The organism is Clostridium sp. CM041, from assembly GCF_055081035.1.
The window spans coordinates 622,167-643,680 of record NZ_CM143648.1 but is presented as its reverse complement, the minus strand read 5'-3'; the positions used below and the strand labels follow the sequence as shown (position 1 = coordinate 643,680).

23 protein-coding genes and 1 pseudogene are annotated in these 21,514 nt (G+C 31.4%); 23 read left to right on the top strand and 1 reads right to left on the bottom strand.

The window, feature by feature from the left end; genetic code table 11:
- The first annotated feature begins 56 nt into the window (after positions 1-56).
- The 7 genes from ACWJJT_RS03155 (at position 57) to ACWJJT_RS03125 (ending at position 6,525) form a co-directional block, all read left to right on the top strand.
- Entirely contained in the window at positions 57-977 is a 921-nt protein-coding gene (locus tag ACWJJT_RS03155) for an ATP-binding cassette domain-containing protein (protein ID WP_462956015.1), read from the top strand.
- Complete coding sequence (locus tag ACWJJT_RS03150) at positions 970-1,710, top strand: ABC transporter permease (RefSeq protein WP_462956014.1); 741 nt, start codon at positions 970-972, stop codon at positions 1,708-1,710. The genes ACWJJT_RS03155 and ACWJJT_RS03150 overlap by 8 nt, the downstream gene beginning before the upstream one ends.
- A 41-nt stretch (positions 1,711-1,751) precedes the next feature.
- Positions 1,752-2,657, top strand: a complete 906-nt coding sequence (locus ACWJJT_RS03145; RefSeq protein WP_462956013.1) for a sensor histidine kinase — start codon at positions 1,752-1,754, stop codon at positions 2,655-2,657.
- A 178-nt stretch (positions 2,658-2,835) separates the two neighbouring features.
- Positions 2,836-3,684 (top strand): undecaprenyl-diphosphate phosphatase, encoded by an 849-nt coding sequence (locus tag ACWJJT_RS03140; RefSeq protein ID WP_220287136.1) that lies wholly within the window; start codon positions 2,836-2,838, stop codon positions 3,682-3,684.
- Between the two features lie 31 nt (positions 3,685-3,715).
- Positions 3,716-4,462 (top strand): ABC transporter ATP-binding protein, encoded by a 747-nt coding sequence (locus ACWJJT_RS03135; RefSeq protein WP_220287138.1) that lies wholly within the window; start codon positions 3,716-3,718, stop codon positions 4,460-4,462.
- Complete coding sequence (locus ACWJJT_RS03130) at positions 4,462-6,318, top strand: FtsX-like permease family protein (RefSeq protein WP_220287140.1); 1,857 nt, start codon at positions 4,462-4,464, stop codon at positions 6,316-6,318. The genes ACWJJT_RS03135 and ACWJJT_RS03130 overlap by 1 nt, the downstream gene beginning before the upstream one ends.
- Before the next feature lie 87 nt (positions 6,319-6,405).
- Positions 6,406-6,525: an IS3 family transposase gene (locus tag ACWJJT_RS03125; RefSeq protein ID WP_369811884.1), complete on the top strand. Its 120-nt coding sequence runs from the start codon at positions 6,406-6,408 to the stop codon at positions 6,523-6,525.
- Between the two features lie 231 nt (positions 6,526-6,756).
- Here the strand turns inward: ACWJJT_RS03125 and ACWJJT_RS03120 are convergent, their stop codons facing one another.
- Positions 6,757-8,250, bottom strand: a complete 1,494-nt coding sequence (locus ACWJJT_RS03120) for a multicopper oxidase domain-containing protein (protein ID WP_220287142.1) — start codon at positions 8,248-8,250, stop codon at positions 6,757-6,759.
- A gap of 591 nt (positions 8,251-8,841) precedes the next feature.
- Here ACWJJT_RS03120 and ACWJJT_RS03115 point away from each other — a divergent pair.
- The 16 genes and pseudogenes from ACWJJT_RS03115 to ACWJJT_RS03040 all read left to right on the top strand — a co-directional run bounded on the left by ACWJJT_RS03115 (position 8,842) and on the right by ACWJJT_RS03040 (position 21,347).
- Positions 8,842-9,000 carry a winged helix-turn-helix domain-containing protein gene (locus ACWJJT_RS03115; protein WP_216304028.1) on the top strand — a complete coding sequence of 53 codons (159 nt, stop codon included), beginning with the start codon at positions 8,842-8,844 and terminating at the stop codon, positions 8,998-9,000.
- 468 nt (positions 9,001-9,468) lie between these two features.
- Positions 9,469-10,662: a phosphoenolpyruvate hydrolase family protein gene (locus tag ACWJJT_RS03110; RefSeq protein ID WP_216304002.1), complete on the top strand. Its 1,194-nt coding sequence runs from the start codon at positions 9,469-9,471 to the stop codon at positions 10,660-10,662.
- A gap of 84 nt (positions 10,663-10,746) precedes the next feature.
- Positions 10,747-11,955 carry a Tm-1-like ATP-binding domain-containing protein gene (locus ACWJJT_RS03105; protein ID WP_216304003.1) on the top strand — a complete coding sequence of 403 codons (1,209 nt, stop codon included), beginning with the start codon at positions 10,747-10,749 and terminating at the stop codon, positions 11,953-11,955.
- Between the two features lie 105 nt (positions 11,956-12,060).
- Positions 12,061-12,891, top strand: a complete 831-nt coding sequence (locus ACWJJT_RS03100) for a phosphoenolpyruvate hydrolase family protein (protein ID WP_216304004.1) — start codon at positions 12,061-12,063, stop codon at positions 12,889-12,891.
- Positions 12,892-12,941: 50 nt separating this feature from the next.
- Positions 12,942-13,094: a hypothetical protein gene (locus ACWJJT_RS03095; protein ID WP_216304030.1), complete on the top strand. Its 153-nt coding sequence runs from the start codon at positions 12,942-12,944 to the stop codon at positions 13,092-13,094.
- Positions 13,095-13,418: 324 nt separating this feature from the next.
- Positions 13,419-13,919, top strand: coding sequence for a hypothetical protein (locus ACWJJT_RS03090; protein ID WP_462956012.1), 501 nt, complete (start codon positions 13,419-13,421; stop codon positions 13,917-13,919).
- Complete coding sequence (locus ACWJJT_RS03085) at positions 13,895-14,977, top strand: IS3 family transposase (protein ID WP_220320458.1); 1,083 nt, start codon at positions 13,895-13,897, stop codon at positions 14,975-14,977. The genes ACWJJT_RS03090 and ACWJJT_RS03085 overlap by 25 nt, the downstream gene beginning before the upstream one ends.
- 411 nt (positions 14,978-15,388) lie before the next feature.
- Positions 15,389-15,910: pseudogene (gene bla / locus ACWJJT_RS03080) on the top strand (class A beta-lactamase); the annotation flags it as partial.
- A gap of 217 nt (positions 15,911-16,127) precedes the next feature.
- A complete protein-coding gene (locus tag ACWJJT_RS03075) occupies positions 16,128-16,445 on the top strand; it encodes a hypothetical protein (RefSeq protein WP_216304006.1) in 318 nt (105 codons plus the stop codon).
- Positions 16,442-16,807 (top strand): GNAT family N-acetyltransferase, encoded by a 366-nt coding sequence (locus ACWJJT_RS03070; protein ID WP_220287168.1) that lies wholly within the window; start codon positions 16,442-16,444, stop codon positions 16,805-16,807. Before ACWJJT_RS03075 ends, ACWJJT_RS03070 begins: the two co-directional genes overlap by 4 nt.
- A gap of 50 nt (positions 16,808-16,857) precedes the next feature.
- Positions 16,858-17,130, top strand: a complete 273-nt coding sequence (locus tag ACWJJT_RS03065) for a hypothetical protein (RefSeq protein WP_220287144.1) — start codon at positions 16,858-16,860, stop codon at positions 17,128-17,130.
- Between the two features lie 370 nt (positions 17,131-17,500).
- On the top strand, positions 17,501-17,845 hold the full coding sequence (locus ACWJJT_RS03060; protein ID WP_220287148.1) for a hypothetical protein: 345 nt from the start codon (positions 17,501-17,503) through the stop codon (positions 17,843-17,845).
- Between the two features lie 258 nt (positions 17,846-18,103).
- The gene (locus ACWJJT_RS03055; RefSeq protein WP_216304009.1) at positions 18,104-18,616 is read left to right on the top strand and encodes a hypothetical protein; all 513 of its coding nucleotides are present in this window, start codon (positions 18,104-18,106) and stop codon (positions 18,614-18,616) included.
- A gap of 150 nt (positions 18,617-18,766) precedes the next feature.
- Positions 18,767-19,321, top strand: coding sequence for a CDP-alcohol phosphatidyltransferase family protein (locus tag ACWJJT_RS03050; protein WP_216304010.1), 555 nt, complete (start codon positions 18,767-18,769; stop codon positions 19,319-19,321).
- Positions 19,322-19,458: 137 nt separating this feature from the next.
- Positions 19,459-20,352, top strand: coding sequence for a GNAT family N-acetyltransferase (locus ACWJJT_RS03045; RefSeq protein WP_216304011.1), 894 nt, complete (start codon positions 19,459-19,461; stop codon positions 20,350-20,352).
- A gap of 167 nt (positions 20,353-20,519) precedes the next feature.
- Positions 20,520-21,347 (top strand): CPBP family intramembrane glutamic endopeptidase, encoded by an 828-nt coding sequence (locus ACWJJT_RS03040; protein WP_216304012.1) that lies wholly within the window; start codon positions 20,520-20,522, stop codon positions 21,345-21,347.
- Positions 21,348-21,514: the final 167 nt, after the last annotated feature.

Below are 21,514 nucleotides of genomic sequence, written 5' to 3'. Positions count from 1 at the left end.
GTTTTCTTATGAAACATTAGTTATGATAAAAGAATGATTCATAAGGAGGTAATAAAATGAGTGAGTATGTAATTATAGCTAGTAACATTACAAAATCATATGGTAGTCGCAAAGTTTTAGATGATTTGTCCATAAAGATAAAAAAAGGTGATATATATGGAGTTATAGGGAAAAATGGTGCCGGAAAAACAACTATGATTAGAGTGCTTACAGGTCTTGTTATACCTAATGTTGGACAAGTTGAACTATTTGGACATAGTGAGGAGAAAGAGATTATTAAGGAAAGAAGTAGAATTGGTACATTAATAGAATCACCAGCTCTTTATCTTAACATGACGGCGTATGAAAATCTTGAACTTGTCAAAATTCAAAGAGGAGTTCCAGGAAACAAATGTATTAATGAGACTTTAAATTTAGTAGGACTTAAGGATGTCGCGAAAAAGAAAACTAAGAATTTGTCGCTAGGAATGAAACAAAGACTGGGAATTGCTATGGCATTATTAAGTGAGCCAGAATTTTTGGTTTTAGATGAACCTATGAATGGGCTAGATCCAATTGGAATAAAAGAAATAAGAGAGCTTTTAATTAAATTAAACAAAGAAAGAGGAACAACTATTTTAATATCAAGTCATATGTTATCTGAACTTACTCATATTTCCAATAGATATGGTTTTATAAATGATGGGAAATTAATTGAAGAAATGACGTCTTGTGAACTTTCAAACAAATGTAGAACTTATCTTCATTTGAAAGTAAATTATACTTCGGATGTTTCAGTTATTTTAGAAAATGAGATTGGGATAAAAGACTTTGAAGTTTTTCCAAATAATATCATAAGAATATATGATGAATTTGACGGAGAAAAGATTACTATTGCTCTATCTAAACATAACATAGGCGTTAAAGAAATAATGCAAATGGGTGAATCACTGGAGGATTATTTTACTAAGTTAGTTGGAGGAGAAGATAATGAGTAATCTAATTAGAGGAGAATTTTATAAATTAAGGAAAAGTAGATATTTTGTTGGAATGATATTTATGTCAATAGTGGCTTCATTTTTTTTAATTACTGTATGGGATAAGGATATACAACGACTGCAGAAAGTACATCCTAATTTTCTTATGAATGGAGCATATTCAATACAATATGGATTCGAATATAGTATATATACTAGTTTTATATTTGCATTATTAGGCGGAGAATTTATTGCTAAGGATTTTAAGAATAATAATATAAGTAAAAGTTTCAGTTATGGATATACGAGAAGTAAGGTTATATTAAGTAAATTAATAGTATTTATAATGGCTTGTTTATTTTTAGAAATAATTTATACAACAATTTTAGTTATATATGTTTCAATAAATCATGGATTTTGTGAAGTCTTAAATTTAAGTGCTATTTTATACTTAACCAGAGTAATTATTATTGGAATAATGTATAGTGCAGTCACAATATGTATAATTGCTATGATTGCTATGATAACAAAGAGTGCTCTTTGTACATTTGTTTCACCAGTTATATTCTTTCTGAGTTTTCAATTGCCAAGCAACATAAGTGCATATATACTTCCTTATGTTGCTGGGCGAGTGGCAATATCAAAATTTGCACCTAAAGAAGAGATTATATTTGGGATAATTTCATCACTTTTAACTTTTATTATAACAATTGGAGGTAGTATGTTATATGTACGGCGTGAAGATATTAAGTAAAAGATAAGTAAAAATTTTATTATATGAGTAGGAGAAATGAAATGTATTTAGCTATTATTTTAATGATTATTTTTCTAATATTAATTTTGGCAGTAGCAATTATTAATTTACATTTATATAAAAGAGAAATAGGAGCTATAACTAAGCAAATCAGAAATTTTAGAGTGCGAGAAACCAATAAAAAAGTTAATACTGAAATAGCTGATAAATATATAGAAAATTTAGCTTTTGAAATTAATGAATATTTAGAACTTTACAGAAGAAATGAACAAGAAAAAGTAATGTTTGAAAATACATTAAAACAAGGCATAGCTAATATGTCTCATGATTTAAGGACCCCCTTAACATCAATAATAGGATATTTAAAACTTCTTAAACAAAATACCATAGATAAAGAAGAGGCATTAGAGATAATTGAAAATAAAACTAACAAATTAAATGTTCTTATAAATGATTTTTTTGAGTTAGCTTCAATAGAGACTGAAGATTATGAGTTAGAGATGGTAAAAATAAATTTAACTAATATAGTACGAGACGAAATTTTATCACTTTATGAATCTTTTGAGAGAAAAGGGATAGAGCCCAAAATATGCATTCCGGATAAGCCAATTTTTATAATGGGGGATAAGGATAGTCTAGAGAGAATAATAGATAATTTGCTATCTAATACATTAAAATATGCTGAGAAAGTTATTGAAATAAAATTAGAAGAATGTGATGCTAAAGTTACTTTTGAAATTTCAAATATATGTACAGGCATTGATGAAAAAGATGTATTACATATGTTTGATAGATTCTATATGGCAGACAAAGTGAGAACGGGGAATGGTGTAGGACTTGGGCTGTCTATTGTAAAAAGTTTAATGGAAAAGATGAATGGAGTTGTAATATCAAAACTCGAAGAAAATAGGATTTCTATAATATGTGAATGGAAGTATATAAAATAGTATTATTTTATATGCTTTTTTTTAGGGCGTTAAATTGTCTTCTGCGGAGCTGCAACAACTAATAATTGCAAAGCTTACAACCATGTCACATTCCTGTAAGCTTTGCAGATAGTACTTTATACATTATTATTATAAACTATATATAAAGTAATAATTAGTTTGTAAGGAGTGATAAGACATAGATATAATATTTTTATTAAAAGCAATCATAATAGCAATAGTAGAGGGCCTAACTGAGTTTATCCCAGTATCTTCTACAGGGCACATGATATTAATTGGATGGGCAATTGGGTTTGAAGGAAAATTCGTAGAGATGTTTGTAGTTGTAATTCAACTTGGGGCAATAATGGCAGTTGTTGTTTTGTATTGGAAGAAAATCAAAGAAAGTATAATAGAATTTTTTAAGTTTATATTTACTAAAGGAAGAGAGGGGGAAAAGGGATTTAGATTTGGGATTAATGTTGTTGCAGCTTCTATTCCCATGGCTATTGTAGGAGTAACATTTTACGATAAAATAAAATCGAAATTTATACCCGAAGCTGTCATAGTAGGATTTATAGTTGGTGGATTATTATTACTGATAGTCGAAAAGAGTTTCGTAGGAAAGAAGCATAAGGTAGATAGTATAGATAGCATAACCCCTGTACAATCATTAAAAATTGGTATATTACAACTTCTTTGTGTGTGGCCAGGAATGTCAAGAAGTGCATCTACAATTATGGGTGGATGGATTGCAGGATTATCAACACCGATAGCTGCAGAATTTTCGTTTTTCATAGCGATTCCAGCTATGATAGGGGCAACAGGTAAGGACTTATTTGAATTTGATTATTCTATAATGACGAAAACATTATGGATTTCATTAATAGCTGGATTTGTTGTGGCTTTCATGGTGTCCTTAATTGTTATGAAAAAATTTGTTGATTATTTAAAAAAGAAGCCAATGAAAGTATTTGCAGTATATAGAATAGTAGTAGGGATTTTACTTGGAGTATTAGTATTAACTAAGATTATCATCTTAACATAATCATTTTAACATAATAGGAGGAGTAAGTAATATGGATATTTTAGCTGTAAAGAATTTAAGCAAGGTATATGGTAATAAAATAACATTCAGTGCATTGGATAATATAAGTTTCACAATAGAAGAAGGTGAATTTGTAGGGATAATGGGGCCGTCAGGAAGTGGTAAGACAACACTGTTAAATATGATTTCAACAGTAGATAAGCCAACCTCCGGAGAGATAAGAATAAAAGATATAAATCCTTTAACGCTTAAGGGTGATGATCTGGCCTTATTTAGAAGGAGAGAATTAGGATTTGTATTTCAAGATTTCAATTTGCTAGATACTTTAACTATTGGTGAAAATATAGTGCTTCCACTTACATTAGATGGTGTACCAGTAAAAAACCAGGATGCGGAACTTAATAGAATATCAAAGATACTTGTAATAGAAAAACTAATTAACAAGAGAACTTTTGAAATATCAGGTGGAGAAGCTCAAAGGACATCTATTGCAAGGGCATTAATACATAATCCTACGCTGATACTCGCTGATGAGCCAACTGGTAACTTGGATTCAAAAGCTGCTAAAAATGTAATGGAATTATTTGAAAAAATAAATAAAGATGAAAAAGTAACTACAATGATGGTAACTCACGATGCATTTTCAGCAAGTTATTGTAATAGAATTCTATTTATAAAAGATGGAACTATATATAATGAAATTTATAAGGGAGATAGCAGAAAACAGTTTTATCAAGAAATTATTGATGTGCTTGCACTAATGGGAGGGGGAAACTAATGAATTTTAGAGAGTTTGCCACTAAAAATGTGTATAGAAATATAAAAGCGTATTTCGCTTACTTTTTAAGTAGTAGCATATCAGCGACCTTACTATTCTCTTTTACTATGATAATAGTTCATCCTGACTTTATGGTGCCTAATCAGCTAAGAAATACACTTTATGTTACAGCCGTAATTGCATACTTGTTTTTATGTTTCTTTGTATTTTACTCAGTAAGCGTCTTTTTAAAAAGTAGATATAAAGAATTTGGAATACTTTATATCATAGGTGCATCAAAAAAACAAATACAGAGGATGATAAGCATTGAAAATATAATAATTAGTTCAGTATCGGGAGTAGTAGGGATAATAGTCGGAATAGTATTTTCGAAAATACTTTTAGCAGCTAGTGGAAAGTTATTAGGATTTAATGCTCTAGGATTTTATATTCCAGTTAAAGCTATGATTATTACCTTAATTGCATTTGTAATGGTAGGAATAGTAATTCCAATATTTTGCTGCTTTATTATAAAAGAAGATATGGTTTTAAGATTACTTAAAGGAACTAAAAAACCCAAATCAGAACCAAAATCATCGGCTATTCTCTCGATTATATGCATATTATTACTTACAATAGGATATTATTTATCAATTACATCGACGGAAAAGACAATAATCTATAGAATAATACCTGTAACAATAATGGTGGTCACAGCAACATACTTATTATTTTCTCAGTTAAGTGTATTTTTATTTAAGTTACTTAAAAAAAATAGAAATTTTTATATGAAAAAAACTACAGTGCTATGGGTATCAGATTTATTATATAGAATTAAGGATAATACAAGAATGCTTTTCTTAATTACAATAACTTCAACCGTTGCCCTTTCATCAATAGGATCAGTATATGCCTATTGGAGAGATAAAGAAAACGAGGTAAATAAAAATTTTCCACAAGCATTTTTCTGTGTTGATACTTATAATAATAAAACTAAAATTGATTATAAAGTCGATTTTATAGAAGATTCATTGAAAAATGAAGAGATAGATTATACTAAGGTTAATGGCGAAATGAAGTTTGTTATACCTGATGGTGGCAAAGATGAAGTAACTATAATTAAAGAAGAAATTTATAACAAATTAGCAGTAGAATTATCTTTAAATACTATTATTTTAAAAGAAAATGAGACCAGAATAGTCGAAGCTTTAGCTAAAGATGAAAGAGAAAATGTTACTTTAGAAAATAAGGAATTAAAGGTTGTTAGTAGCGGTGATGAAGGAGTAATCCCAGCAATTTATGAAAAGGTATATGTGGTTAAAGATGATGTATATGAAAAAATGAAGGGGTCTAAGTGTTACTTTGGAGCACTTAATGTAAATAATTATAAGGATACATTAAGTATAGGTAATAATTGTTATAATAAGTTTGGCGATGATAAAGGTGATAAATATTATAATAATTTTCTGAAAGCATATATATTGGAAAGAACTAAAATAAACTATGGGGTAATTTTGTTTAGCGCAATATTTATAGGACTTATATTTTTTGTAACAACCGCAAGTTTCTTATATAACAAGTGTTACATGGATCTTATAGAGGATAAAAAGAAGTATAAACAATTGAATAAAATAGGATTAACTTATAGTGAAATAAAGAAGGTGTTAAATATTGAGATAGGGGCATTATTTTTACTTCCATATATAATTGCTGTTGTACATTTTTTCTTTGCCATGTGTTCATTAAAATCCGCTTTTGGATTTGAGATAACTGTACCAGCATTACAGGTTGTAGGAATTATGTTGATTGTCCAAATCATATATTTCCTTGTTATAAGAAAAAACTATTTATTAGAGATTAAAAAAAGCTTAGTGTAATTTTATTTTAATTGAATTATCTCGTAATATAGCGCACATTTGTTGTTTGCTGATAATAAGAAAAAAATAGAGAGGTTACAATTACTGGTGTTACATCTCAAGTGTGAAGAGTACTATTTACACAAATATAATACATATGAAGATCTGTCTAATGCAATTGATGAATATATTATATTCTGCAATACCAAGCGTTTACAAAAAGATTAAACGGCCTTAGCCCTTTGAAATTTAGGGGTCAGGCCGCTTGATTAGTTTTTATTATTTCCACTGTCTATTTTATAGGGATCAGTTCAACTTTTGTATTACATTAAAAAACACAGCAGAGCATGAAAACACCGTATTATTCAGGAATGGATTTTATGGTGCTTTTGCTATGAAGGAGTATAAATAAGAAGTCACTGCCTTTTACAGAAAGGCCTTACCTCAACTACATTTATACTAATTTTCTTTTTCACACCAAGGATCACACCCATCTTCAGGACAAGTAACGTGATTATGCTTTTTTTCACGCTTTGACTCAGGAGCATCAGTTTGAATGTAGGTCAATTGTCCTCCTGGATACACTCCATTGTTAGTAACTTTATAATCATCATGATTGTGCATAGGATAAAATTGAGGGAAAAAGTTGTCATTAACAGCTGAAGGTTCATCGCAGATATCTACATAATTGACTGTATTTATATTATTGATGTTGACTGGTTCAGTTGGAATATTAGCTATTGCATTTGGGTCTATATTATTTATTTCATGCATTTGCTTACACAAAGAGGGTATACAATCTTGTCCATTTACAATATAGTTTCTATATTGTGGACGTTTATCTTCGGCTTCTATCAATAGGTCAAACGTTTCTCCTGAACCTATTGTAGCTGTAAAGCCTCTTTCAAGGCCCTCATGTCCTTGTAAAACTAGTGTTTCAGACATCTTTAAGAATGGGCTTGGATTAGCATCCTTACCTATTACTGCAAAATGCCATCCGTGTATATGCCATGGTACGACCTGATAGCCCATATTAATCATTCTAAGCAGGAACATTTCTCCTGTTTTCACATGCACATAGGATTCGTAGTTAATCTGAGATACATCTTTATTACTGCCTGGAGAAGGAGTTAAGGGATGTGGAAGTAAGGTGTCCGGGAAGGCACGACCATTTACAAGCCAAAAGTCAGGTTTAAAATCCACAGGATTAAAATTACCACCGGTTTGAACACTATCATGCCATCTGGTATCTATATCAGAAAGTAACATGATATATTCCTTGTCAAAATAAGAACGTATATCATTGTATGCAAAATTTCTATTTGTAGCAGTTTTAGAAATATGGTGTTGTAGTTTTCCTTTGTATACCCAGCCGCCATTACATAATTTACTTATACCTACCAATTTAAGACTTTTCATGGACGGATAGACAACCAGGGCTCCGTACATACCCATCTGAACATGCTCAGATGCCTCAACATGACAGTGATACATATAGGTTCCGGGATGTTCCGTATCAAAAAGATAAGTTGCCACGGATGGGGCTTTATCAAAATCCATCCACATAGGAACTCCAAAGGATGATTCCGGGAAGCCATCCAGCTGAGTCGCTACATGGGCACCGTGCATATGCACAGTGTGATTATCCATAATACCTGCGGTAGGCATGCCTAAATTTATCAAGGTTATATAAACTCTATCGCCCATTTCCCCCCAGATCATTGGTGAAGGTATGGTAGCAGTTCCTATCAAGGCTTTAAATTTTGGCCAATTAGAGGGCTTTGTCCAATCAAGGTCTTCATTTACTACTTTACCATTAACACTTAACAGCCCACCAACAAAACCAAATACATACACTTTTCTACGCTCAGTTCCTACTGGCGGTAGGTCTGGAGAAGTAGGAAGTTCTATAAACCCATCAGTGGCAACAAGCACATAATGTCTAACACTCATTTTCTTATCACTCCTGTTTATTTATTTTTGATCAATATTGAAAGAAATATAGTAGTTTGTATACAGATCCAGCTCTTTGAAAGATATAATTTCAAATATATAACTGCATCTTTAGTTCATAATATGACAAATATAATAGAATTGATTCTAAATTCAAGTGAATATATTATACTTAATCTAGTATCTAAAGTTACATTTCTTGATCAAAATGCTTTACTTCACCGCTAGGATTAAACTCTTTACTACTCTTACCCTTTTCTTGAATGAATTCTATGAGTTTTTCTATATCATCTGTTTCCATTCTTACTGAAAAAGGTGTAGTAACCGCTAAGCGTAAATTTACCACGTTAAGAAAATATTATTAAAATAACGATAAATCCAGGGGAATATTAAATATACTCGTGTTATTTTAATATTGTTCTCAAAGATGTTACATTAGCTAATATATGCTAATAATATTTTCAATTTTTATCACCTTGAGGTAATGCTCTCATTAGAAAGAATTGTGTGAAAAAAGGAGAAGAAAAGATTATGTCTCAAGGTATAGTTTTTTCTCTTAAGGACATGAAGATATAAAAAAATCAAGAGGAGATATTTTTAAGTAATACAGAACTGAAATTATTCAAATATTTAATTATTAATCCTAAGCAATTTCTAGCAAAGGAGCAGCTTTTAAATGAATTGTGGAATATTGATGGGGATTTTATAGACCCAAATACTATAGCTGTAAATATAAGAAGCTTACAGTAATAGCTGTGATTGGCATCGCTTTTTTGTGGTACATAATAAAATATTTTGTTCGAAAACTAGACAGCTTTTCTTTAGAGGTAGATGAAATAATGAAGGGGAATTATTCTTTCAACATGGTGGATTATGATCAGGGTGTTTTATCTAGGCTTAATTTTCAATTTAGGCAAATGAGTAAGAAACTTGAAATGTGGTGTGATGTTTGATGCTAATAAAAAAAATATATATGCCATAATAAGAAAAGATAGCAAAGTGATTTAGAGGGAAGAATTTTAGTTAAATCATCACCTTTTGAAATGTCGTTAAATATGGATAAAAGTAAAAAAAGATATTTTAGGTAGAATAAAGATAAAATGATAAAATTTGCAGTATAATGAAGATAGAATAAGGTTGAGGACTGCGAGGATTATATTGGAAGAGAAAATATGAGCAAAGAAATGAATTATGAATAAAATAAGGGGCTTAGAAAGCATGAAAAGAGAAAAAATACTAGAAAATTTAAAATTACAAATAAAAATGGGTAATCATATTATTGGGGTAGCTGCAGGTGCAGGAATAACAGCAACGTATGCCAAACAGGGTGGGGCTGATTTTCTTTTGATGTTAAATTCAGGTAGGTTTCGCCAAATGGGGAGGGGCTCACTAGCAGGTTTTTTACCGTTTTGTAATAGCAATGATATGGTAATGGACTTTGCTTCTAAAGAAATAATGCCTTTGGTAACTGACATACCTATTATTTTTGGCCTTAATGCAACAGACCCTACAAAAAACATAAATAGTTACATAGATGAAATAAGGGGCATGGGTTTTTCTGGTATTAATAATTACCCGACAGTTGGACTAATTGACGGTCAATTTAGCGAGGCTCTTAAAGACAATGGACAGCATTATCTAATTGAAGTACAAGCAATAAGAATAGCCCATGAAAAAGATATGTTTACAGTTGCATTTGTGTTTGACGAGGTACAAACAGCTCAGATGATTGATGCTGGAGCTGATATAATTTGTGCACATTTAGGATTAACGGGAGGCGGGTTATTAGGGGCAAAAAAAGTATTCTCTCTGGAAGCTGCAAAGGTTAAAGTGGACAAGATATTTAATAAATGTAATGAATTAAAGCCAGAAGTAATTAAGTTGGTTTATGGTGGCCCTGTAAAGACACCAATTGATATTCAGTATATGTATAGTAGTAATAAAAGCTTAATGGGATATATAGGTGGGTCTGCATTTGAGAGGATTCCATCAGAAAAGGCGATTACAAATATAACAAAAGCCTTCAAAATAGCAGGGCAGCTGAATGAAGAAGATTTAATGATTAAGATGTTGGATGGAGTTTCAAAACACTATGATTATGTTGGATTTGTGCAGGAATACGTTTCTGAAAATTATATGAATGATATTTCGTTTTTAGATTTAGCTACAGTAGCGCATGTATCTAGGAGTTATTTAAGCAGTCTATTCAAAAAGAAAATTGGTTGCAGTTTTCCACAGTATATAGTTAAATTCCGTATAAATAAAGCAGTAGAAATTTTAGAAAGAGAAAATATCCAGTTATCAGAGTTAGCATCATTAGTTGGTTATCATGATTATTCACAATTTAGCAAAATGTTTAAAAAGTACAAGGGATTGTCTCCCAAACAATATAAAGCTAAAAATAATACATAAGCACAAAAACATAAGACATAAAAGCGTTTACGGTAAGAAGCTATGGCAGTATGATTAATTTAGAGTTGTATAGGGGGTTAAAAATTGAAAACAATTGCAATTGCAGGAACATTTGATACTAAAGGTGATGAGTATTTATATGTAAAAGAATTGATTGAAGGTTTGGGGTTAAGTACTTTTACGATTCACACAGGAGTGTTTAAGCCAACATTTAAACCTGATGTATCAAACAATGAAGTAGCAGAGATAGCAGGCGTAGACATTAAAACTCTCGTTGATAAAAAGGACAGAGCATTAGCAACAGAAATATTATCAAAAGGTATGGAAAAATTAGCACCTAAATTATACAAAGAAGGTAAATTTGATGGAATAATATCCCTTGGAGGTAGTGGAGGAACTTCACTAGTAACACCAGCAATGAGGGCACTTCCTATTGGGGTGCCAAAAGTTATGGTATCGACAGTAGCATCGGGAAATACTGCTCCATATGTAGGAACAAGTGATATTGTTATGATGCCATCTGTAGTAGATGTTTCAGGGCTTAATTCAATTTCAACTAAGATTTTTGCAAATGCAGTATTTGCAATAGCAGGTATGGTTAAATTTGAAAACATAAAAGTGGTAGAGAAAAAAAAATTAATTGCTGCAACTATGTTTGGCGTAACAACTCCATGTGTAACGGCAGCCAGAAAATATCTTGAGGATAGAGGATATGAAGTGCTTGTGTTCCATGCAACAGGTATAGGTGGACAGTCGATGGAAGCACTTATTGAGGCTGGATTTATTGAAGGAGTTTTAGATCTTACAACAACAGAGTGGGCAGATGAAGTTATCGGTGGAGTTTTGAATGCAGGGGAACATCGTTTAGAAGCCGCAAGTAAAAATCATGTTCCACAAGTTGTATCAGTAGGTGCACTTGATATGTGCAACTTTGGGACATACGATACAGTACCAAAAAAGTTTGAGGGACGTAATTTTTATAAGCACAATCCGACAGTGACACTTATGAGAACAAATGTAGCAGAAAATGAAGCAATCGGGAAAAAGCTTGTTGAGAAATTAAATATGGCAAAAGAGAAAACTGCTTTATTTTTACCACTAAGAGGCATATCGGGCATTGATGTAGAAGGTCAAGAGTTCTATGGTGTAGAAGAAGATAAGATGCTATTTGACACCTTAAGAAATGGTGTGAACAAAAACATTGTAGAAGTAATTGAAATGGATTGTGAGATTAACAATGCAGTATTTGCAGAAGTAGCAGCACAAAAATTAATAGATTTAATGAGTAAGTAGGATATAATGTTCGGATATATTAGTGTAGTAATAGGATTTTAGGTAATAATCCCAAAATTGAAAAACTAGTGACCAAAATTCAAACTATTTAAGGAGGATTTGGAAATGAATAAAATGACGAGAAAAGAAATTATTATAAAGTTTAAGGATGAAGTTAAAAATGGAAAGATACTATTAGGAGTAGGAGCGGGTACAGGTATTACTGCTAAAAGCAGCGAAGCTGGCGGAGCTGATATGCTAATTATATATAATTCTGGAAGATATAGAATGGCAGGCCGCGGATCACTTGCAGGATTATTATCTTATGGTGATGCAAATCAAATTGTGGTTGAGATGGGTTCAGAAGTATTACCTGTTGTAAAACATACACCCGTTTTAGCGGGGGTATGTGGTACTGATCCTTTTAGAGTTATGGAAATATATTTAAAACAACTAAAGGATCAAGGGTTTAATGGAGTTCAAAATTTCCCAACAGTAGGTTTAATTGATGGCGTATTCAGACAAAATTTAGAGGAAACAGGTATGGGATATGGATTAGAAGTAGAAATGATTAGAACAGCACATGAATTAGACATGCTTACGACTCCTTATGTATTTAATCCAGATCAAGCAAAAGCTATGGCAGCAGCAGGAGCAGATATCTTAGTCGCACATATGGGTTTGACTACCAAAGGTACAATTGGAGCAAAAACAGCTCTTACATTAGATGATTGTGTTAAGAAGATTGAAGCTATTATTAAAGCGGGTAGAGAAGTTAATCCAGATATTATGGTAATTTGTCACGGTGGACCGATTGCAGAACCAGAAGATGCTACATACGTAATTGAAAGAACAGAAGGGATAGATGGTTTCTTTGGTGCATCAAGTATTGAAAGATTTGCAGCTGAGAAAGGTATTAAAGAACAGACAGTATTATTTAAATCGATAGCAAAATAAATTATTAAGATTATACTTTAAAGGGAAAAGAAAGGGTTATGAGGTGCAAGATGCTTATTAAACAACCTATGGAAAGTTTAATGGAACAACAAAGTGTAACAGATGAAATTATGAAATATAAAGAATTATTAGATGAACGAATTATAACAGAAGAAGAATTTTTTATTAAGGAAAAAGAATTATTAAGAAAAATAATAAAATAAATATGGAATAATAAGAAGCTTAAAAATTGGCTTCTTTTTTATTACGTAATATAGTAGTTTAATTTATTGTAATTAATTGGGTTTAGGCTGTTAACAAAAATTAGAAAAGCATAAGTATAGTTTAAGACTCATGCTTTTCTAATTTTAACTACTACATACTTATTAATTTTTCCTGCATTTATTTCTTATCCATATTCTCAATCTTATTCATTTTATCCATCATTTTCATAGTATTCATTTGTATCCCTATGTGTTAAGATAGTTGTCGTAGAGATAAATATAGTATACTATACAGTAGAGGCTTTACGAGAGGAGAAATATATCATGGTTAGTAAAATTGGGTACCCTGAAGAAATAAGAAAAGAAGTACTTGCAAGAGTAACAGGATCCGAAAAAGAAAGTATAACTAAAGTTTCGCTAGATAAAAAGATAAATAAAGGTACAATTTATAAATGGATTAAAGATGCTGAAAAAAAAGAGGGAATAAAGATTTTAAAACAAAATGGAGATTGGACATCAGAGGAAAAATTTCATATGGTTCTTGAGGCAGCCACTTTAACTGAGCAAGAACTTGGTGAATATTGCAGAAGAAAAGGTACCCACAAAGATGATATAAAAGCCTGGAAATCACAATGTATTAATGCAAACAGTGGTAGCATAGAAGATCCTAAAAAATTAAAAACTGAACTAAAAGAAGAAAAAGATAAAGTCAGAAAAATTGAAAAAGAACTTAGATTCAAAGAAAAAGCTTTAGCCGAAACAGCGGCACTTTTAGTACTAAGAAAAAACGTCCATGCGATTTGGGGGGACCAAGAGGAAGACTAATCAGTGCCTCAGATCGCATTAAAGCTTTAAAACTGATTAATGAAGCGGTGCAAGCTGGTGCTCGGGTGAGCCCATGCTGCAACGAAGTTGGAATATCAACTAGGACCTATGAACGATGGTCGCTAACGCCAGAATCCACGGAAGATAAACGTCCCATAGTACATAGGAATCCCCCTAAAAACAAGCTTAGTGATGAAGAAAGAGCTGTGATTCTACAGGTTATAAATAGCCACGAGTATGCTGATTTAGTACCTGCACAAATAGTTCCAAAGCTTGCTGATCAGGGAATTTACATTGCTTCAGAATCTACGATTCACAGAATACTTAGAGAAGAAAAACAAAACACTCATAGATTTAAGACGAAGGCTCCTGTAAAAAGGGTTCCGCCTACCCACATAGCAACCGCACAAAACCAAGTTTGGACGTGGGACATAACCTGGCTCGACGGCTCTGTGAAAGGTCTATACTTTAAGCTATACCTGATACTAGATATGTTCAGCCGTATGATTGTTGGTTATGAAGTTTGGGAAACAGAGAATGCAGAGTATGCCCAACTCCTTGTTAAACGCGCCATTCTTTCTCAGAAAATATCAGGTAAGCCTCTTATACTTCACTCTGATAATGGAAGTCCTATGAAAGCTGCAACTTTCCTTGCTACATTAGAAAAACTAGGGGTTCAGAGTTCCTTTTCAAGGCCTAGAGTGAGCAATGACAACCCTTACTCGGAATCATTATTCAAAACAATGAAATATGTACCTTCATTCCCTAATGCTGGTTTTGTAAGCATTGCTGACGCAAGAGAATGGGTGGCTAGGTTTGTTTACTGGTACAACCATGTTCATATGCATAGTGGCATCAAATATTTGACCCCATACCAGCGCCACTATAGTTTAGATAAAAATATCATAGAGAATAGAAAAAAAGTGTATGAAATGGCAAAGAGGAATCATCCTGAAAGGTGGAGTAGGGAAATCAGAAATTGGGATTTGCCAAAATATGTGGCATTAAATCCGATAAAGGAAGAAGAGCTTGTTTGTATAGAGAAGGCATCTTCATAAAAAGGTTAAAAATAAAAATTACGACAACTATGTTGACGAACTCCGGTATAGTTATATACATTTGCATCATGATATGCATGTGCATCATTTGCATATGCTCAGGCATAGTCATAGGCATAGTACTGTTAGATATAGGCATAATGGGCATAGGAATATTGGGCATATTGGGCATGTTTGGCATATTAGGCATAGGTGCAGGTGCCATCCTCCACGGCATCATGGGTTCTTCCATATTGTACATTTGATTCATATTGTTCCTCCAAAAATTATTATGTTACCCTATTATATATATTCAAATGAAGTCAAAATGTGTTTGTATGATAGAAAAATATAAGTAGGAATTTATAGAAGAAGCTCGGGTGCATTTAATTTAAGCTCTGAGTTTTGATTTTCACTTTGCACTGCACCTGTAAGTTGGGTATTTTTGCCCATGATGATAGGTTTGCTTACTGTTCTACATTCAAAGCTTTAGCCGCTGGTGCTGTTTTAAAACAAGATTCATTAGAGCAGCTTAAACAAGTAGTTAAATATAACAAAGAAGATGTTCTTTCTTATGCTCCAATTACAAAAGATAACATTGATAAAGGCATGACCATTGAAGAAATTTGCAATGCAGCATTACGGTTTAGTGATAATACAGCTGTAAACCTTTTATTTGATCATATAGGTGGACCTAATGGTTTTAAATCAGCACTTAATCAATTAGGGGATAACGTTACGCAACCTACACGTATAGAACCAGATCTAAACGAAGCCATACCTGAAGATATTAGGGACACTAGCACACCAAGACAATTGGCAACTGATTTACAAGCATACACAACTGGAGATATATTAACAGACGATAAGAAAAAAATTCTTATTGATTGGATGACATGTAATGCAACAGGTAATACACTAATTCGTGCAGGAGCACCAGAGGGCTGGGTAGTTATCATCGGAATATTTAGGGTAGTGTCAATGATAGTGGTGTTTGTAAAGTATAAAACATTTGGGATACTTCATACTTATGGGAATAAAATTACAGGGCTTGTGCTATTTACATTCCCACTATCACTTGCTTTTTCCCAATCAGATGTTCTGATGTATATAATTTGTATGGTTGCAAGTGCCGCTGCTTTTGAAGAATTATTCATTCATCTATTATCAAATGAATTGCAAGCAAATAAGAAAAGTATATTCTTTAAGTGATAATAATTCTAGTTCTGGACAGGAATTTATTAAATCCACAGGTGCCAGCTTTGATAACTCTGAATATGAGATGTTTTTAAGAAATAAATTAAAACAAAATACAATAGCGCGTGATGTAGTTTTAAGAAAAACTACAAATAAAGATGCAAAAGAAATTGCAGTGCAGGATTATATATATTCAAATGTGGAATTCAAAGAAGAGGATATTTGTATGTTTGAGGAAGAAGAAAAATGTGGCGCAATTACTTATATAGCAGAAATTAATAATAAAACATAGGAAAAGTTCGTTTAGAAATATGTGATGGTGTAGGAGGTATTTATGGATTTGGTGTGCTCCCAGAACACCGTGGGAATGGTTATGGGAGAGACATTTTACTCTCATCAATAGAAAAATTGAAAGAGAAAAACTCAAAGAATATTATGCTTCAAGTGTCTGTAAAAAACAAAAATGCTTTAAAAAAGTCCTGCCGAAAGACCTTTACCGACTTTACACTCTCACCACGTTATAACAGTAAAAAAGATATTAAGAAGTGGATACTATATTCAAAATGTATGGCAAATGGTTATTCTATAAGAAAATGTGCAGAGCTAGTTGGAATAAGCATACCTACATCATTCTTTTGGAGATATAATTTTTAGATGCTATCAGAGTCTACATGGGTGTGGGTAATGTCGGTGGTGTAATTGAAGTGGACAAACTTTTTTTAGAGAATCGTTTAAAGGTAACCACAAGAAAAGCAAGACTTTTATCATGCCCCGAAAAGCTCATATGCGAGGGGTTGAGGGTAATAGAGGTAGTAATTTGTGCTATTGATAGAACTGGAAATATTATAACAGAACTAATTTGTAAGGCTAGAATAAAGCACACAGACTTAGAAAGGCTTTTTAAAGACAGAATTGAGGATGAATCTATTCTGTGTACTGATTCACATAAGAGGCATATTAAATTTGCTCAAAATTAAAATGTTGAACTACAACAGATTAAACGTGGTAAGCGCAAGGAAGGCATATATCATATACAGCATATTAATGCGTTCCATAGCAAATTAAAAGAGTGGATGTATCAGTTTCATAGTGTTGCAACAAAATATCTTGCTAATTACATGTACTGGTTTAAGTGGTTAGAGTTCTTTAAAACAGAGAAGGATACTGAAAAAAGCAAACATTTATTAGTTCAATCACATACATCTCATTCTGATACAAAGTTAAAGGATTTTAAAATTAGGGAAGCGATTTATATGCAATAATGTTAAATATTTGAAATATATACTTAATTATTGTATAATATAATAAAGACATAATGATTTAATAAATTGAAAGGAGTAGTTGTTTATGAAAATTTTTAATAAAACATATTTGGGTATTATTTTAGGCACTATTGTAGGAATTATAAATGTTTTACCGATGATATTGCAAAAGGTAGCTTGGGATGCTAATATATCAACTTTCTTGACTTGGGTTATAGTGGGCTTCTTTATTTCAACAACAAAGTTGGGATTCCATGGAGTTATAAAAGGAATTATTATTTCTATACTTATATTTATCCCCTCAACTATTTTTGTAATAGAATCTAATTTAACAGGAGCAATTTGGACTATGGTAATGACATTGATTTTCGGTGGTTTATTAGGGTATTTAATTGATAAACTTGAAAAACAACAATTCGTGAATTTGTAAAATATTGATTAAAGGAATCCTAAAATGGATTCCTTTAAAATTGGCATATTATCAACACTATGATTAAACATAGCCTAATATTTATATAAAAGCAATTTAGATAAGCTTAACTCCCCGATTATAAAAATACAAAATGAAAGTTTTTTAGGTAAGGATTTAGATTTATATAAAAAAAGAGTCAAGTTGACTTCGCCAATATTTTACATAAACAAAAAATTTCCTCCAGCTTTTATATTATGTGAAGGTGAAAGGATGTGTATGTTAGTGAATTTGGGAACAGCATTGATACATGGATTAATTTGGGCACTTATGTGGAGCAGTACGGTTACATTTATTGAAATAAAGTGGCCTCATTTATTTCTACAAGATTATCCGAAAGAACTACAGGAGGTTATTAATCTTCCTCCATTTACAAACAAAAAAGCTGCATATATGTTTGAAACAATAACGATGCTTTTAATTGTAGCTTTTATATTTTGGAGTGGCATATATACATATCATGAAAATCAAGTAAGTTATTGGATAATCTTTTGCCATATACTTATAGTCTGCCTGTGTTGGAATATATTTGATTTAATCGTGATGGACTGGCTTATTTTTTGCACTTGGCAGCCGAAGTTTATTGTACTTCCTGGGAGTGAGGGAAATAAAGCGTACAAAGATTATAAATTCCATTTTATCGGTTTCTTAAAGGGAAGTGTAATATCAGTAATTGGGTCGATTGTTATTTCAGGGATATGTTTTGTGATTTTAAAGTATTTAATATGGTAAGAGCATGAGCATAATGTGTGGTCATTTTAAGTCCGATTTTTATAAAGTTCAGCATAAACAACTACAAGAATTCTTGAAAGAATAATGGGGGTATGTCAACTTGTATTCTTATAGGAAGTAAGGCTAATTTATATTTTAAGAGGTGATGCAGTGAAGACAATAGCAAATTATATATCAATTGCGAGAATATTTTTTTCCATTACATTGCTTGTGGCAAAACCATTAAGTATAGTGTTCTTCGCAATCTATCTCGTTTGTGGAATTAGCGATGTTTTTGATGGATACATAGCAAGAAAAACAGATACCGCAAGTAAATTGGGTGAAAAACTTGACTCTGTTGCAGATTTGATAATGGTTGTGATACTGACAATTGTGCTATATCCAATTATTAATTCAATTATTAATTCAATTATAAATCCAACAGTTCAAATCATTGTTTGGGTAGTTATCATCGGAATAGTTAGAGTAGTGTCAATGATAGTGGTGTTTGTAAAGTATAAAACATTTGGGATACTTCATACTTATGGGAATAAAATTACAGGGCTTGTGCTATTTGCATTCCCACTATCACTTGCTTTTTCCCAATCAGATGTGCTGATGTATATAATTTGTATGGTTGCAAGTGCCGCTGCTTTTGAAGAATTATTCATTCATCTATTATCAAATGAATTGCAAGCAAATAAGAAAAGTATATTCTTAAAATGAGCATTATCCATATCAATTAACAGTTAAGACAAATAATTCTTAAGGTTCGTCATAAACAACTGTAAGAGAAAAGGATGGTGCAAATATATAGTATTAACTATTACTAATAAATAATAAAAAGGGGTTAGATATAGATTATGGGTGAAATAAAAAGTCCCTATATAAGATTAAGAGAAAGATTAAATAAAAATGACTATGAAGATATATATGCTCTTCAAGGAATTTGTTTAGAAATGGATAGAGTAAAACTAAAATTAGAGATTGATTATAAGCTAAGCAGGGCAGAAGGAAAAATTGATACTTTAAGCAAAATTAATGAATTCATGTATTATGATGGAGATGAGCTTATAGGTTATGCTGGTATATGTAACTTTGGGGGAGCTGTACTAGAAGTAAATGGTATGGTGCACCCCGGGTATAGAAGAATGGGTGTATTTAAAAGGTTATTTTCTTTAGTTAAAGATGAATGGAGAAGAGGCGATGCAACAAAAATGCTTTTGCTAAGTGATAATAATTCTAGTTCTGGACAGGAATTTATTAAATCCACAGGTGCCAGCTTTGATAACTCTGAATATGAGATGTTTTTAAGAAATAAATTAAAACAAAATACAATAGCGCATGATGTAGTTTTAAGAAAAACTACAAATAAGGATGCAAAAGAAATTGCAGTGCAGGATCATATATATTCAAATGTGGAATTAAAAGAAGAGGATATTTGTATGTTTGAGGAAGAAGAAAAATGTGGCGCAATTACTTATATAGCAGAAATTAATAATAAAATCATAGGAAAAGTTCGTTTAGAAATATGTGATGGTGTAGGTGGTATTTATGGATTTGGTGTGCTTCCAGAATACCGTGGGAATGGTTATGGAAGAGACATTTTACTCTTATCAATAGAAAAATTGAAAGAGAAAAACTCAAAGGATATTATGCTCCAAGTGTCTGTAAAAAACAAAAATGCTTTAAATCTTTATAAATCTTGTGGCTTTGAAGAGACTTATACTATGGATTACTATGAAATAAGTAAGTAAATATTGCATTTATGCAAAAATATTCTTAGATGTACTACTATCGGAATGCTATGAAAGTAAAACACTAATCATAAACACAAACATTGAATTGTTCGGTTTTATAGTTATGACGCTTAATAAGAATGATATGTTTAATTAAATACGAGTAAATTAAAGTAGGGGTTAAAATGAAGAAGGTTAATAGAAATTTAAAAATCGTAGCAGTATCTTTTGTAAATATTATCTTAGCTGCATTTGTATGGTATGTAATAACACTTATTAGTAGAAAATTTGGGCTTAAATTGCTTGAAAATAATTTTATAAATTATAGTGGCTTAGAAATTAGTATATTAATCGGCCAGTATTTTGTTATTAAAAAGTACAATAATGGCAGAGTTAGTTTTGATTTTATTGACATGAAGTTTAAACAAAATAGTTTTAAACAGTTATTTATAGGTATTGGCATAGGAACGCTAATGTATTTCGCTAGGGTGTTGATTTTGAGTGTAATAAAAATTGTAAAATTCAAAGGTATAGGGTTTATGTTCTACCCTACAAATGAAATTATTGTAGCTATTATTAGTGCATTCGTGACTTGTGCAATAGTCGGTTTTACTGAAGAAATATTATATAGGGGTATTATTTTAAAGCATTTAATGCAATTTAAAGGGAAAGTCGTTGCTCTGATAATAAGCTCATTAATTTTCACAATATTTCATACGCAGTATTATCAACAATTTCATGCCCTATTTGTTGTGTTTATTATGGGAATTCTATTGGGGTATTTGTATATAATAACAGAATCTTTATATTTGCCTATAGGGTTACATTTCGTAGTAGATTTTTATAGTTTCATAACAGGTGAATCTAACAATTTTTTACTTTTCGATATAAAAATTAGTAACTTGGTTTTCAGTTTATATTTTGATTATGTAACAATTATTGTAATTATAATACTGATTTTAATTTTAGCAGTGTATAAATTTAAACATAAAAAATTAAGTGCCAATACTTAAAAACAAGCTTAGGATTTATTATAAACGCTTATTTTTTTTATAGGTCGTGAGTAGAAATTACTGGACAGTAAAATTAATAGGGATTTCTGAATATCAATATGGCTTTATTTTTTAACACCATACTAATGGATTTAGATAATTCGTCAATCGTAAATCCATAATACCTA

What these genes read in the sequence shown, in the direction of transcription:
- ACWJJT_RS03155 (WP_462956015.1), top strand. Translation starts at nt 57, where the DNA reads ATGAGTGAGTATGTAATTATAGCTAGTAACATTACAAAATCATATGGT.
- ACWJJT_RS03150 (WP_462956014.1), top strand. Translation starts at nt 970, where the DNA reads ATGAGTAATCTAATTAGAGGAGAATTTTATAAATTAAGGAAAAGTAGA.
- ACWJJT_RS03145 (WP_462956013.1), top strand. Translation starts at nt 1,752, where the DNA reads ATGTATTTAGCTATTATTTTAATGATTATTTTTCTAATATTAATTTTG.
- ACWJJT_RS03135 (WP_220287138.1), top strand. Translation starts at nt 3,716, where the DNA reads ATGGATATTTTAGCTGTAAAGAATTTAAGCAAGGTATATGGTAATAAA.
- ACWJJT_RS03130 (WP_220287140.1), top strand. Translation starts at nt 4,462, where the DNA reads ATGAATTTTAGAGAGTTTGCCACTAAAAATGTGTATAGAAATATAAAA.
- ACWJJT_RS03120 (WP_220287142.1), bottom strand. Translation starts at nt 8,250, where the DNA reads ATGAGTGTTAGACATTATGTGCTTGTTGCCACTGATGGGTTTATAGAA.
- ACWJJT_RS03110 (WP_216304002.1), top strand. Translation starts at nt 9,469, where the DNA reads ATGAAAAGAGAAAAAATACTAGAAAATTTAAAATTACAAATAAAAATG.
- ACWJJT_RS03100 (WP_216304004.1), top strand. Translation starts at nt 12,061, where the DNA reads ATGAATAAAATGACGAGAAAAGAAATTATTATAAAGTTTAAGGATGAA.
- ACWJJT_RS03095 (WP_216304030.1), top strand. Translation starts at nt 12,942, where the DNA reads ATGCTTATTAAACAACCTATGGAAAGTTTAATGGAACAACAAAGTGTA.
- ACWJJT_RS03090 (WP_462956012.1), top strand. Translation starts at nt 13,419, where the DNA reads ATGGTTAGTAAAATTGGGTACCCTGAAGAAATAAGAAAAGAAGTACTT.
- ACWJJT_RS03075 (WP_216304006.1), top strand. Translation starts at nt 16,128, where the DNA reads ATGAATTGCAAGCAAATAAGAAAAGTATATTCTTTAAGTGATAATAAT.
- ACWJJT_RS03060 (WP_220287148.1), top strand. Translation starts at nt 17,501, where the DNA reads ATGAAAATTTTTAATAAAACATATTTGGGTATTATTTTAGGCACTATT.
- ACWJJT_RS03055 (WP_216304009.1), top strand. Translation starts at nt 18,104, where the DNA reads ATGTTAGTGAATTTGGGAACAGCATTGATACATGGATTAATTTGGGCA.
- ACWJJT_RS03045 (WP_216304011.1), top strand. Translation starts at nt 19,459, where the DNA reads ATGGGTGAAATAAAAAGTCCCTATATAAGATTAAGAGAAAGATTAAAT.
- ACWJJT_RS03040 (WP_216304012.1), top strand. Translation starts at nt 20,520, where the DNA reads ATGAAGAAGGTTAATAGAAATTTAAAAATCGTAGCAGTATCTTTTGTA.